The organism is Pseudomonas sp. FBF18 (assembly GCF_024261405.1).
In the GTDB taxonomy this organism is placed as follows: domain Bacteria; phylum Pseudomonadota; class Gammaproteobacteria; order Pseudomonadales; family Pseudomonadaceae; genus Aquipseudomonas; species Aquipseudomonas palmensis.
The window spans coordinates 268,909-281,732 of the sequence record NZ_QKRS01000003.1; the positions used below are offsets into that span (position 1 = coordinate 268,909).

Below are 12,824 nucleotides of genomic sequence, written 5' to 3' on the forward strand. Positions count from 1 at the left end.
TGTGACCAAGTTCAAGACCCGCCCCTCGGTACAAGGCTCGCGCAGCAGCGCGCAGATCGCCGCACTGTTCATCGTGCTGATCCTGTCGATCATTCTGCTGTTCGCCAACTTCGCCTACCTCAATACCCAGGCCAACTACGACAAGCAGTACATCGGCCATGCCGGCGAGCTGCGCGTGCTGTCCCAGCGCATCGCCAAGAACGCCACCGAGGCCGCTGCCGGCAAGGCCGTGGCGTTCAAGCTGCTCAACGATGCGCGCAACGATTTCGAACAGCGCTGGGGTTACCTGAAAAAAGGCGACCCGGCCACCGGCCTGCCGTCGGCCCCGGTGGCGGTACGCGGCGAGATGGATGCGGTGCAACGCGACTGGGAGAGCCTGCGCAAGAGCACCGACGCGATCCTGGCCAGCGAGCAGACCGTGCTGTCGCTGCACCAGGTGGCCGCGACCCTGGCCGAGACCGTGCCGCAGTTGCAGGTCGAGTACGAAAAGGTGGTGGAGATCCTGCTGCAAAGTGGCGCCCCCGCCAGCCAGGTGGCGGTGGCCCAGCGCCAGTCGCTGCTGGCCGAGCGCATCCTGGGCTCGGTCAACACCGTGCTGGCCGGCGACGACACCGCGGTGCAGGCCGCCGATGCCTTCGGCCGCGATGCCAGCCGCTTCGGCCAGGTGCTCGACGGCATGCTCGGCGGCGCGCCGTCGATCCAGGTCACCCGCGTCCAGGACCCGGATGCCCGTGCGCGTCTGGCCGAGATCGCCGAGCTGTTCCAGTTTGTCGCAGGCTCCGTCGACGAGATTCTTGAAACCTCGCCCGAGCTGTTTCGCGTGCGCGAGGCGGCCGGCAGCATCTTCAGCCTGTCGCAGACATTGCTCGACGAAGCCTCGCATCTGGCCAACGGCTTCGAGAACCTGGCCTCCGGGCGCACCCTGGATACCGTCGGCGGCTACGTGCTGGGCCTGCTGGCGCTGGCCTCGATCATCCTGATCGGGCTGGTGATGGTGCGCGAAACCAATCGCCAGCTCAGCGAAACCGCCGAAACCAACGAACGCAACCAGCAGGCGATCATGCGCCTGCTCAACGAGATCCAGGAACTGGCCGACGGCAACCTGACCGTCACCGCCTCGGTCACCGAGGACTTCACCGGGGCCATCGCCGACTCCATCAACTATTCCATCGACCAGTTGCGCGACCTGGTGGCGACCATCAATCTCAGCGCCGAGGAAGTCGCCAGCGCGGTGCAGGAGACCCAGACCACCGCACACCTGCTGGCCAAGGCCTCCGAGCACCAGGCCCAGCAGATCACCGATGCGTCGATTGCGGTGGGCGACATGGCCGAGTCGATCGACAGGGTGTCGGGGCACGCCTACGAGTCGGCCAAGGTGGCCGAGCGCTCGGTGGCCATTGCCAACAAGGGCAACGAGGTGGTGCACAACACCATCAACGGCATGGACAACATCCGCGAGCAGATCCAGGACACTGCCAAGCGCATCAAGCGCCTGGGCGAGTCGTCCCAGGAAATCGGCGACATCGTCAGCCTGATCGACGACATTGCCGACCAGACCAACATCCTCGCCCTCAACGCGGCGATCCAGGCGTCGATGGCCGGCGAGGCCGGGCGCGGCTTTGCGGTGGTGGCCGATGAGGTGCAGCGCCTGGCCGAGCGCTCATCCTCGGCCACGCGCCAGATCGAGGCGCTGGTGCGCGCGATCCAGGCCGACACCAACGAGGCGGTCATCTCCATGGAGCAGACCACCGCCGAAGTGGTGCGCGGGGCGCGTCTGGCGCAGGATGCCGGGGTGGCGCTGGCCGAAATCGAGGGTGTATCGCAGACCCTGGCCGAACTGATCCACAGCATTTCCGATGCCGCGCAGTTGCAGACCTCGTCGGCCGGGCAGATCTCCCACACCATGGCGGTGATCCAGCAGATCACCTCGCAGACCTCGTCCGGCTCGACCGCCACCGCCGAGAGCATCGGCAACCTGGCGCGCATGGCCAGCGAGATGCGCCGTTCGGTGTCGGGCTTCACCTTGCCGCCAACCACGGAGCCGCGCTGACCGGCGCGTGGGACTTTATGGCTACTAAAGTGCGTATCGCCGAGCGCCACGACAAGGTGGCCCTGGCCTGGGTCAAGGGCCCCATCGACGACTGCCTGGCCCAGGCCCGCCAGGCGTTGGAGCAGTTTGCCGGCGACGCTGGCGACAGCCAGGTGCTGGAGCGTTTCGACGCGCCGCTGCGCCAGGTGCGCGGCTGCCTGCAGATGCTCGAGCTGGAAGGTGCGGCCTTGCTGACCCGTGAAATGCAGCAGCTGGCCCAGGCCCTGGGCGAAGGCCGCGTGGCCTCTCGCGGTGACGCGCTGGGCGCGTTGTTCAGGGCGCTGGAGCAGTTGCCGCAGTACCTGCAACGCCTGCGCGGCGCCCGGCACGAGCTGCCGTTGCTGGTGCTGCCACTGCTCAACCCGTTGCGTGCCGCGCGTGGCGCGCTGGCGCTGGCCCAGGCCAGCCTGCCGGGCGAGCAGGCCGTCGCCGAGCCCGCTGCCGGGCTAGGCCTGAGCCTCGGCGCGCTGCGGGACCCGCTTGAGGCGGTGCCGGGGCGCGATGCGATGCGTTCGGTGGTGCTGGCAGTGCGCGAAGACCTGGTGCGCATCAAGGAGCAACTGGACCTGTTTGTGCGCAGCGACCGCCAGCAGGTCGAGGCGCTGGCCCCGCTGCTGGCGCCATTGCGCCAGATCGCCGATACCCTGGCGGTGCTCGGCTTCGGCCAGCCGCGCCGGGTGATCATCGACCAGGTGGCGGTGCTTCAGGCCCTGGCCCAGGGCCAGCGGGTGCCCGAGGACGCGCTGCTGATGGATGTTGCCGGGGCGCTGCTGTATGTCGAGGCGACCCTGGGCGGCATGGTGGGCTCGATCGAGTCGGTCAGCCAGGCCAGCGTACCCGGCACCGACCTGGACGACATTCGCCGACTGGTGCTGGACGAGGCCCACGGCGTGCTGCTGCAGGCCAAGGACCTGATCGCCGATTGCCTGGAGGCCGGCTGGGATCGCCTGCGCCTGCAACCGCTGCCGGGGCTGTTCACGCAGATCCGCGGGGCGCTGGCGATGCTCATGCTGCCCCGGGCGGCGGCGCTGGTGCGGCGCTGCCATGATTACGTCGAGACCCACCTGCTGTACGCCGAGCGGCTGCCGGACAACGCCGCGCTGGATCACCTGGCCGATGCCCTGTGCAGCCTGGAACTGTACCTGCAATGGCGCGCCATCGACCCCCAGGCCGACCTGGACGAATGGCTCGAGCGTACCCAGCTGGCCCTGGCCGCACTGGGGTTCCCGAGCCTGCCGCCGGCCCCGCCGGCACCCGCGCCTGCGCCCGAGATGCTTGAGGCGCCGCTGGACGACGAGCTGCGCGAGGTGTTCCTGGAGGAAGCCGAGGAGGTGCTGCAGCAGTTGCAACAGCACTGGGCGATATGGCGGGGCAACCCGGCGGCACGTGACGCGCTGGTGGAAATGCGCCGCGCCTTCCACACCCTCAAGGGCAGCGGCCGCATGGTGCGCGCCCAGGTGCTGGCCGAGCTTGCCTGGGCCGCCGAGCACCTGCTCAACCGCATGCTCGAAGGCCGGGTCGAAGCCAGCGGCGATGTGCTGGCCGGGCTCGAGCAGAGCATTGCGCTGCTGACGCCGTTGCTGGATGAATTCGCCCAGGCCCAGGCTCTGCCCCATGCCGAGGTCGAGCGCCTGGCCACGCGCCTGCATGCGCTGGCGATGAACGACCCGCTGGGCGTCACAGCCCCGGAGCCGGCCTTCGACCCGCGCCTGCTGGAGATCTTCCGCAACGAGGCGCAGACCCACCTGGCCAGTGTCGACGAGTTCCTGCAGGCCGCCGAGGCGCAGTTGCCGGTGCCGGTCAGCGACAGCCTGCAACGGGCGCTGCATACCCTCAAGGGCAGCGCCGCGATGGCCGGGGTGGTGCCGATCGCCGAGCTGGCCAGCGCACTGGACCTGCTGGCCCGCGAATTCAAGGCCCACCAGCTGGGCCTGGACCTTGACGAGCTGTACCTGCTGCAGATGGCCGAACCGCTGCTGCGCCGCGGTCTGGCACAGCTCGACAGCACCCCGCTGGCACCCATCGGCGGTGCCCGGACCCTCATCGAACAGATCGACCAGGTGGTTGCTGCGCGCCTGCAGGCACTGCGCGATGCGCCGAGCCAGGGCCTGCGGGTCAAGCGCGACCCGCAACTGATCGCCAGCTTCCTGGCCCAGGGCATGGACATCCTGCTGGACGCCGAAACCCTGTTGCAACGCTGGCAGGAGCACCCCGGCGAGCGCCAGGAGCTGACTGCGCTGCTGGATGAACTGACCACCCTGGGGCAGAGCGCGCACCTGGCCGACCTGTGGCAGGTGGACGAACTGTGCGAGGCGCTGCTGGACCTGTACGGCGCGGTGGAGGAGAGCAGCCTGGCGGTCAGCGAGCGCTTCTTCGGCGAGGCGCAACGGGCCCATGAAGCCCTGATCGACATGCTCGACCAGATTGCCGCCGGCCAGGAAGTGGACCCGCAACCGCAACGCCTGCACGCATTGCGCGAGCTGCTCGAGCAAGGCCTGGCGCCGGATGCCATGGGCCTGGTGCGCAGCCAGGGCGAGCAGCCCGGGCAGATCGCCGAACTGGGCGACGCCACCCGCGCGCTGCAACGCCAGGCGCACGACAGCGAGGTGGTCGAGCTGTTTCTGGAGGAGGCCCGCGACATCCTCGAAGGGGCCGACCAGGCCCTGGCGCGCTGGGCCGGCGACCCCGACAACGGCTCGGCGCTGTCGTCGCTGCAGCGCGACCTGCAGACCCTCAAGGGTGGCGCACAGCTGGCGCAGGTGGGGGCGGTCGAGGTGCTGGCCCAGGAGCTGGAGTTGCTCTACGAAGGCCTGGTCGATCGCCGTTACCAGCCCGGCAACCTGTTGCCGGGCCTGCTGCGTGAAAGCCATGCGTTGCTCGGGCGTCTGCTCGAGCAGGTGCAGCAGGGACAGGCAACGGAGCTGGTGGTGGAACAGCTGGCAGCCCTGCGCGAGTTCCGTCACACCGCACCGGCGCCCGAGCCCCAAGGCAAGCCGGCGGAGCCCCAGCGTCACGAGGGCGACAAGGAACTGCTGGAGATCTTTCTCGAGGAAGGCTTCGACATCGCCGAAAGTGCCGGTGCCGCGCTGCTGCGCTGGCAGGCCGACCCGCGCAACGGGGTGGAGGTGGAGAACCTGCTGCGCGACCTGCACACCCTCAAGGGCGGTGCGCGCATGGTCGAGATCGCGCCCATCGGCGACCTGGCCCATGAACTCGAATTCCTCTATGAACACCTGGCGGCCGGGCAGCTGCAACCCAGCCCGGCGCTGTTCAGCCTGCTGCAGAACTGCCATGACCGCCTGGCGCACATGCTCGATGCGGTGCGCCTGCACCAGCCGCTGCACGCCGCCACGGCGCTGATCGACTATATCCGCAATTTCAGCAGTGCTGCCCTGAGCGACACCGCCGCCGCAACGCCCGGCGCCGAGGTGGCCCCGGTGGAAGTGGCGGCGCCGAGCCCGGAGCGTGCCCCGGCCGACATGGTCAAGGTGACGGCCGAGCTGCTCGACGACCTGGGCAACCTGGCGGGCGAGAACTCGATCATTCGCGGGCGCATCGAACAGCAGGTGAACGATGCACAGGTGGCCCTGGGCGAGATGGAAACCACGCTCGAGCGCATGCGCGACCAGCTGCGCCGGCTCGATACCGAGACCCAGGGGCGCATCCTCAGCCGCCAGCAGAGCGAAGGCGAGGCGCTGGGCTATGACGACTTCGACCCGTTGGAAATGGACCGTCATTCACAGTTGCAGCAGCTGTCGCGGGCCCTGTTCGAGTCGGCCTCCGATCTGCTGGACCTGAAGGAAACCCTGGCCGTGCGTGCCCATGACGCCTACAGCCTGCTGCAACAGCAGGCGCGGGTGAACAGCGAGTTGCAGGAAGGCCTGACGCGCACCCGCATGGTGCCGTTCGAGCGCCTGGTGCCGCGCCTGCAGCGGGTGGTGCGCCAGGTTGCCAGCGAGCTGGGCAAGCAGGTCGAGCTGGTGGTGGGCAATGCCGAGGGCGAGCTGGACCGCAGCGTGCTCGAACGCATGGTGGCGCCGCTGGAACACATGCTGCGCAACGCCGTCGACCACGGCATGGAAAACCGTGCGGCGCGCCTGGCGGCGGGTAAGCCGGAGCAGGGCACCATCGCCCTCAACCTGCTGCACGAAGGCGCCGATATCGTCATCGAAATGACCGACGATGGCGCCGGCGTGCCGCTGGAGGCGGTGCGGCAAAAGGCGATCAAGCGCGGCCTGCTGGACCCTGCCACCGAACTGAGCGACCACGAGGTGATGCAGTTCATCCTGCGGCCCGGGTTCTCCACTGCCGAGAAGATCACCCAGATTTCCGGGCGTGGCCTGGGCATGGACGTGGTGCACGAAGAGGTCAAGCAACTGGGCGGCTCGATGGTGATCAACTCGGTGCCGGGCAAGGGTGCGCGTTTTCTGATTCGCCTGCCGTTCACCGTGTCGGTCAATCGCGCACTGATGGTGAACTACGGCGAAGAACAGTACGCGGTGCCGCTGAACACCATCGAGGGCGTGGTCCGTGTACCGCCGGCCGAGCTCGAGGCCTGCTACCAGCTGGACCCGCCGTGCTACCGCTACGCCGGCCACCGCTATGAACTGCGCTACCTCGGCGAACTGCTGCAGGGCGAGGTGCAGCCGCGCCTGCTGGGGCAGAGCCTGCCGCTGCCGGTACTGTTGGTGCAGGCCCACGACCAGCAGTTCGCCGTGCAGGTGGACAGCCTGGCGGCCAGCCGTGAAATCGTGGTCAAGAGCCTTGGCCCGCAGTTTGCCGCAGTGCACGGGCTGGCCGGGGCGACCCTGCTGGGCGATGGCCGCGTGGTACTGATTCTCGACCTGCTGGCGCAACTGCGTGCGCTGCACCTGCAGTTGTCCAAGGTGGCCCAGGGCGCCGCACGCCTGCGCCTGGAGCACCCTGGCAATGCCGCCGCACGTCCGTTGCTGGTGCTGGTGGTGGACGATTCGGTCACGGTGCGCAAGGTGACCGGGCGCCTGCTGGAGCGCCATGGCATGAACGTGCTGACGGCCAAGGATGGGGTCGATGCCATGAGTGTGCTGGCCGAACACCGTCCCGACATCCTGCTGCTGGACATCGAGATGCCACGCATGGACGGCTTCGAGGTGGCCACCCAGGTGCGCCAGGACCCGCACCTGAAGGACCTGCCGATCATCATGATCACCTCGCGTACCGGCCAGAAGCACCGCGACCGCGCCATGGCCATTGGCGTCAACGACTACCTGGGCAAGCCCTACCAGGAGTCGGTGCTGCTGCAGAGCATCGCCCGCTGGAGTACCCCGCATGCTTGAACAGACCCCTCGCAACAATCGGCGCAACACCCTCACCGGGCTGTTGCTGCCGTTGAGCGACCGCAGCCTGGTGCTGCCCAACGTGGCGGTGGCCGAGCTGATCGGCTACCAGCCGTGCACGCCCTTGCCGCATCAGCCGGCCTGGTTGCTGGGCTGGATCGACTGGCGCAGCCAGCGCCTGCCGCTGCTGAGCTTCGAGGCGGCCTGCGGTGGCCAGACCCAGGTTGGCGAGCGCGCGCGCATCGTGGTACTCAATGCCCTGGGCGATACGCCGCGGCGTTTCTTCGCCCTGCTGGTGCAGGGCATACCGCGCACGTGCAAGCTCGACAGCCAGCTCAACTACGTCGATGTGCCGCTGGCGCCGCTGGAGCTGGCGGCGGTGCAGGTGGGCGAGCAGGTGGCGCGGGTACCGGACCTGCCCGGGCTGGAACAGCTGTTGCAGACGGCCGGGGCCTAGTACCAACCGCGTAATGCACTTGATGCCGGGCTTGTGTAGGGTAGGGGAGCGAATCATTCTACGGAGGGCATCAATGCATGTACCACGGTGAACGTTTCAATGCCTGGACCCACCTGGTGGGCGCGGTTCTGGCCTGCATCGGCGCGATCTGGTTGCTGGTGGTGGCCGGGATGCAGGGCGACCCCTGGAAGATCGTCAGCCTGGCCATCTACGGCTTCACGCTGATGCTGCTGTACAGCACTTCGACCCTTTATCACAGCGTGCGCGGTCGGGCGAAGGTGATCATGCGCAAGCTCGATCACCTGTCGATCTACCTGCTGATTGCCGGCAGCTATACCCCGTTCTGCCTGGTGAGCCTGCGCGGTCCGTGGGGCTGGAGCCTGTTCGGGGTGGTGTGGGGGCTGGCGGTTATCGGCATGCTGCAAGAGATCAAGCCGCGCTCCGAGGCGCGCGTGCTGTCCATCGTGATCTACGCACTGATGGGCTGGATCGTGCTGGTGGCGGTCAAGCCGCTGCTGGCCAGCCTGGGTACGGCGGGGTTCGCCTGGCTGGCGGCGGGGGGCGCGCTGTACACCATCGGCATCATCTTCTTTGCCTATGACAGCCGCTTCCGCCATTGGCATGGCATCTGGCACCTGTTCGTGATTGCCGGCAGCCTGCTGCACTTTATCGCGATATTTTTCTACGTGCTTTAGGGCCCCTTCGCCGGCAAGGCCGGCTCCTGCAGTAGGAGCCGGCCTTGCCGGCGAACGCCGCGACGCGATCTAGAAGTCGCCCCACAGCTGCTGCGCCACTGCCAGCGCCACCACTGGCGCGGTTTCGGTACGCAGCACCCGCGGGCCCAGGCGCGCGGCATGGAACCCCGCCGCCTTGGCCTGCTCCACTTCTACCTCCGACAAGCCGCCCTCCGGCCCGATCAGAAACGCCAGGCTCGCGGGCCTGGCATGGCTGGTCAAGGGTTCGGCCACCGGGTGCAGCACCAGTTTCAGCGCTTCGTCTCGCGCCTTGAGCCAGTCTGCCAGCAGCACCGGCGAATGGATCGTCGGCACTGTCGAGCGCCCGCATTGTTCGCAGGCACTGATCGCCACCTGGCGCCAGTGGGCCAGGCGCTTGTCGGCACGTTCGTCCTTCAGACGCACCTCGCAGCGTTCGCTGACGATCGGGGTGATCACGCTGGCGCCCAGTTCGGTGGCCTTCTGGATCGCCCAGTCCATGCGCTCGCCACGGGACAGGCCCTGGCCCAGGTGCACGTGCAGGGGGGATTCGGCCTGGCCGGGGAGGGCCTGGGCGAGCGTGACGCGTACGCTCTTCTTGCCGACCTCGAGCAGTTCGCCCAGGTATTCCTGGCCGCTGCCGTCGAACAGTTGCACCGCATCGCCCGGCGCCATGCGCAGCACGCGGCCGATGTAGTGGGCCTGGGCCTCGGGCAGGTCGTGCTCGCCCAGGCTCAGGGGGGCGTCGATGAAGAAGCGGGACAGTCTCATGGTTCTGCTCTGAATAAGATGGAGGCAGTTCGGGCGCCATCGCGGGTAAAGCCTGCTCCTGCAGGGTTACAGGTGATCCCTGTGGGAGCTGGGACCCGCGATGCTGTTTAGCCCGGATCGCGGAAATCAGGATGGAAATCGGCCGGCACCGCCACGCTCACGCTGCTGCGCGTGGCGATATCGATGCCCTCGCTGGCCACCTCGGCCAGGAAGTCGATCTGTTCGGGGGTGATCACGTACGGCGGCAGAAAGTACACCACGCTGCCCAGCGGGCGCAGCAGCGCACCACGGGTCAGGGCATGCTCGAACACCTTCAGGCCACGCCGCTCCTGCCACGGGTAGGCGGTCTTGCTGGCCTTGTCCTGCACCATCTCGATGGCCAGGGCCATGCCGGTCTGGCGCACTTCGGCCACATGCGGGTGGTCGACCAGGTCCGCGGTGGCCGCGGCCATGCGTGTGGCCAGGGCCTTGTTGGCCTCGATCACGTTGTCCTGCTCGAAGATGTCCAGGGTCGCCAGCGCCGCAGCACAGGCCAGCGGGTTGCCGGTATAGCTGTGCGAGTGCAGGAACGCGCGCAGGGTCGGGTAATCGTCGTAGAACGCGCTGTACACCTCGTCGGTGGTCAGGCACGCGGCCAGCGGCAGGTAGCCGCCGGTGAGGGCCTTGGACAGGCACAGGAAGTCGGGGCGGATGCCGGCCTGCTCGCAGGCGAACATCGTGCCGGTGCGCCCGAAGCCTACGGCGATCTCGTCGTGGATCAGGTGCACGCCGTAGCGGTCGCACGCCTCGCGCAGCAGCCTGAGGTACACCGGGTGGTACATGCGCATGCCGCCGGCGCCCTGGATCAGCGGTTCGACGATCACGGCGGCGATGCTCTGGTGGTGCTCGGCCAGGGTCTGTTCCATGGCGGCGAACATCGTGCGCGAATGGTCTTCCCAGCTCACGCCCTCGGGGCGCAGGTAGCAGTCGGGGCTGGGCACCTTGAGGGTGTCGAGCAGCAGCGCCTTGTAGGTCTCGGTGAACAGCGGCACGTCGCCCACCGACATCGCCGCGATGGTCTCGCCGTGGTAGCTGTTGCTCAGGGTGACGAAGCGCTTCTTGTCCGGCTGGCCCTTGTTGAGCCAGTAATGGAAGCTCATCTTCAGCGCCACTTCGATGCACGAGGAGCCATTGTCGGCGTAGAAGCAGCGGTTCAGGCCCTCGGGGGTGAGCTTGACCAGGCGCTCGGACAGCTCGATCACCGGCTGGTGGCTGAAGCCTGCGAGGATCACGTGTTCGAGCTGGTCGACCTGGTCCTTGATGCGCTGGTTGATCTTCGGGTTGGCGTGGCCGAACACGTTGACCCACCAGGAACTCACCGCGTCGAGGTAGCGCTTGCCTTCGAAGTCTTCGAGCCATACGCCTTCGCCACGCTTGATCGGAATCAGCGGCAGGTGCTCGTGGTCTTTCATCTGGGTGCAGGGATGCCACAGGACCTTGAGGTCACGTTCCATCCACTGTTGATTCAGGCCCATGGGCTCTCTCCTGGCGACGCGGGTTCGGGTAACCGCGCAAGCCTATGCAAAGCGCCGGGGCAGGACAACCCATAAGGCGCAAACGGTGCGGGCATTAGTGGCAGGCCCGGGCGGCCTGACGTATCCTTCACCGACGTTTTTCCCGGGGGGTTCACCCCGCATTTTCCGCCTTTGATCCGGAGTTCGCCGAATGTCTGCTGGTTGGCTGCGCGCCTGCGCGCTGGTAATGATAGGGCTGTTCAGCGCGGGCGCCCTCGCGGCTGCCAAGCAGCCGACGGCCATCGTGGTCGGTGGCGGCCTGGCAGGTCTCACCGCCGCCTACGAACTGCAAAACAAGGGCTGGCAGGTGACCCTGCTGGAAGCCAAGCCGGGCATGGGCGGGCGTTCGGGCCTGGCCACCAGCGAGTGGATCGGCAACAGCAAGGCCCAGCCGACCCTCAACCGCTACCTCGACACCTTCAAGCTGGCCACCCTGCCGGCGCCGGAGTTCGTGCGCGTACCGAGCTACCTGATCGATGGCGAGTACTTCAGCGCCGCAGACCTGGCCACCAAGCAGCCGGCCACCGCCGAGGCACTCAAGCGCTACGAGAAGACCCTCGACGACCTGGCGCGCTCGATCAGCGACCCTGAAAACCCGGCGGCCAACAGCACCCTGTTCGCCCTCGACCAGCTCAACGTTTCCGGCTGGCTGGACAAGCTGCAACTGCCACCGACCGCGCGCCAGCTGGTCAACCAGCAGATCCGTACCCGCTATGACGAGCCTTCGCGCCTGTCATTGCTGTATTTCGCGCAGCAGACCCGCGTGTACCGCGATGTCAGCGATCGCGACCTGCGCGCCGCCCGTCTGCCCGGCGGCAGCCCGGTGCTGGCGCAGGCTTTCGTCAAGCAACTGAAGACCATCAAGACCAGCGCACCGGTCAGCGCGATCATCCAGGACAAGGACGGCGTCACGGTCAAGGTCGGCGCGGTGGGCTACAGCGCCGACTACGTGGTGCTGGCGGTACCGTTGCGCGCCCTGGCCAAGATCCAGATGACCCCGGGCCTGGACAACCAGCACCTGGCGGCGCTCAAGGGCACCAACTACGGCTGGCGCGACCAGCTGCTGCTCAAGTTCAAGACCCCGGTCTGGGAAAGCCGTGCGCGCATGTCGGGCGAAATCTACAGCAACACCGGCCTGGGCATGCTGTGGATCGAGCCGGCGCTCAAGGGGGGCGCCAACGTGGTGATCAACCTGTCCGGTGACAACGCGCGCCTGCTGCAGGCGTTCGGCGACAAGCAGATGGTCGACCAGGTGCTGATTCGCCTGCATGCGTTCTACCCGCAGGCGCGTGGCGCGTTCACCGGTTATGAAGTGCGTCGCTACAGCACCGATGCCGGCACGGGCGGTGCGTACCTCGCCTACGGGCCGGGGCAGATCAGCAAGTTCTGGCGCCTGTGGGAGCGTCCTGTGCAGCGCGTGGCGTTTGCCGGCGAACACACCGATGCGTTGTACCCCGGCACCCTGGAAGGCGCTCTGCGCAGCGGCCAGCGCGCGGCGGGCCAGGTGGTGGACATGTCCAACGGCAAGTCGTTCGACCCGGCCAAGCTGGCGCCGGTGGCGGCCGGGGCCGCAGCGGCAGCGGTGGCGGCCAAGGACAGCAAGCCTGGCTTCTTCTCGCGGTTGTTCGGTGGCGGTGACAAGCCGGTAGACAAAGCGCCGGCCAAGCCGGTTGATGCGGCGCCAGCTCCTGCGCCAGCCCCAGCCCCAGCCGCTGCACCTGCGCCGGCGCCAACGCCCGCTGCGGCTGCGCCAGTAGCCAGGCAGGCGCCGGCAAAGCCTGCGCCTGCTGCCAAGAAGGCCCCGGCGAAAGCTGCGCCAGCCAAGAAGCCTGCGGCCAAGGCCCAGCCGGTCAAAAAGCCTGCGGCCAAGCCGGTGGCGAAGAAGCCGGCGGCGGCTACCCAAGCCAAGACGCAGTAATGCAGTGA

At 67.8% G+C, this 12,824-nt stretch carries 7 protein-coding genes; 5 read left to right on the forward strand and 2 right to left on the reverse strand.

Features of this window, described 5'->3' with window-relative positions; genetic code table 11:
• Position 1 precedes the first annotated feature (1 nt).
• The 4 genes from DN387_RS07215 to DN387_RS07230 all read left to right on the forward strand — a co-directional run bounded on the left by DN387_RS07215 (position 2) and on the right by DN387_RS07230 (position 8,556).
• Positions 2-2,050, forward strand: coding sequence for a methyl-accepting chemotaxis protein (locus DN387_RS07215; protein WP_043862138.1), 2,049 nt, complete (start codon positions 2-4; stop codon positions 2,048-2,050).
• 35 nt (positions 2,051-2,085) lie between these two features.
• Positions 2,086-7,404: an Hpt domain-containing protein gene (locus DN387_RS07220; protein ID WP_054915801.1), complete on the forward strand. Its 5,319-nt coding sequence runs from the start codon at positions 2,086-2,088 to the stop codon at positions 7,402-7,404.
• Complete coding sequence (locus tag DN387_RS07225) at positions 7,397-7,861, forward strand: chemotaxis protein CheW (RefSeq protein WP_043862137.1); 465 nt, start codon at positions 7,397-7,399, stop codon at positions 7,859-7,861. Before DN387_RS07220 ends, DN387_RS07225 begins: the two co-directional genes overlap by 8 nt.
• A gap of 77 nt (positions 7,862-7,938) precedes the next feature.
• Entirely contained in the window at positions 7,939-8,556 is a 618-nt protein-coding gene (locus DN387_RS07230; protein WP_043862136.1) for a hemolysin III family protein, read from the forward strand.
• Positions 8,557-8,625: 69 nt separating this feature from the next.
• Here DN387_RS07230 and DN387_RS07235 read toward each other — a convergent pair whose 3' ends face one another.
• Complete coding sequence (locus DN387_RS07235; RefSeq protein WP_043859631.1) at positions 8,626-9,345, reverse strand: 16S rRNA (uracil(1498)-N(3))-methyltransferase; 720 nt, start codon at positions 9,343-9,345, stop codon at positions 8,626-8,628.
• 107 nt (positions 9,346-9,452) lie between these two features.
• A complete protein-coding gene (locus DN387_RS07240) occupies positions 9,453-10,859 on the reverse strand; it encodes an adenosylmethionine--8-amino-7-oxononanoate transaminase (protein WP_043859630.1) in 1,407 nt (468 codons plus the stop codon).
• Between the two features lie 190 nt (positions 10,860-11,049).
• Here DN387_RS07240 and DN387_RS07245 point away from each other — a divergent pair, with 190 nt between their 5' ends.
• Entirely contained in the window at positions 11,050-12,816 is a 1,767-nt protein-coding gene (locus DN387_RS07245; RefSeq protein ID WP_054915764.1) for a flavin monoamine oxidase family protein, read from the forward strand.
• Positions 12,817-12,824 lie beyond the last annotated feature (8 nt).

What these genes read in the sequence shown, in the direction of transcription:
- DN387_RS07225 (WP_043862137.1), top strand. Translation starts at nt 7,397, where the DNA reads ATGCTTGAACAGACCCCTCGCAACAATCGGCGCAACACCCTCACCGGG.
- DN387_RS07230 (WP_043862136.1), top strand. Translation starts at nt 7,939, where the DNA reads ATGTACCACGGTGAACGTTTCAATGCCTGGACCCACCTGGTGGGCGCG.
- DN387_RS07235 (WP_043859631.1), bottom strand. Translation starts at nt 9,345, where the DNA reads ATGAGACTGTCCCGCTTCTTCATCGACGCCCCCCTGAGCCTGGGCGAG.
- DN387_RS07240 (WP_043859630.1), bottom strand. Translation starts at nt 10,859, where the DNA reads ATGGGCCTGAATCAACAGTGGATGGAACGTGACCTCAAGGTCCTGTGG.
- DN387_RS07245 (WP_054915764.1), top strand. Translation starts at nt 11,050, where the DNA reads ATGTCTGCTGGTTGGCTGCGCGCCTGCGCGCTGGTAATGATAGGGCTG.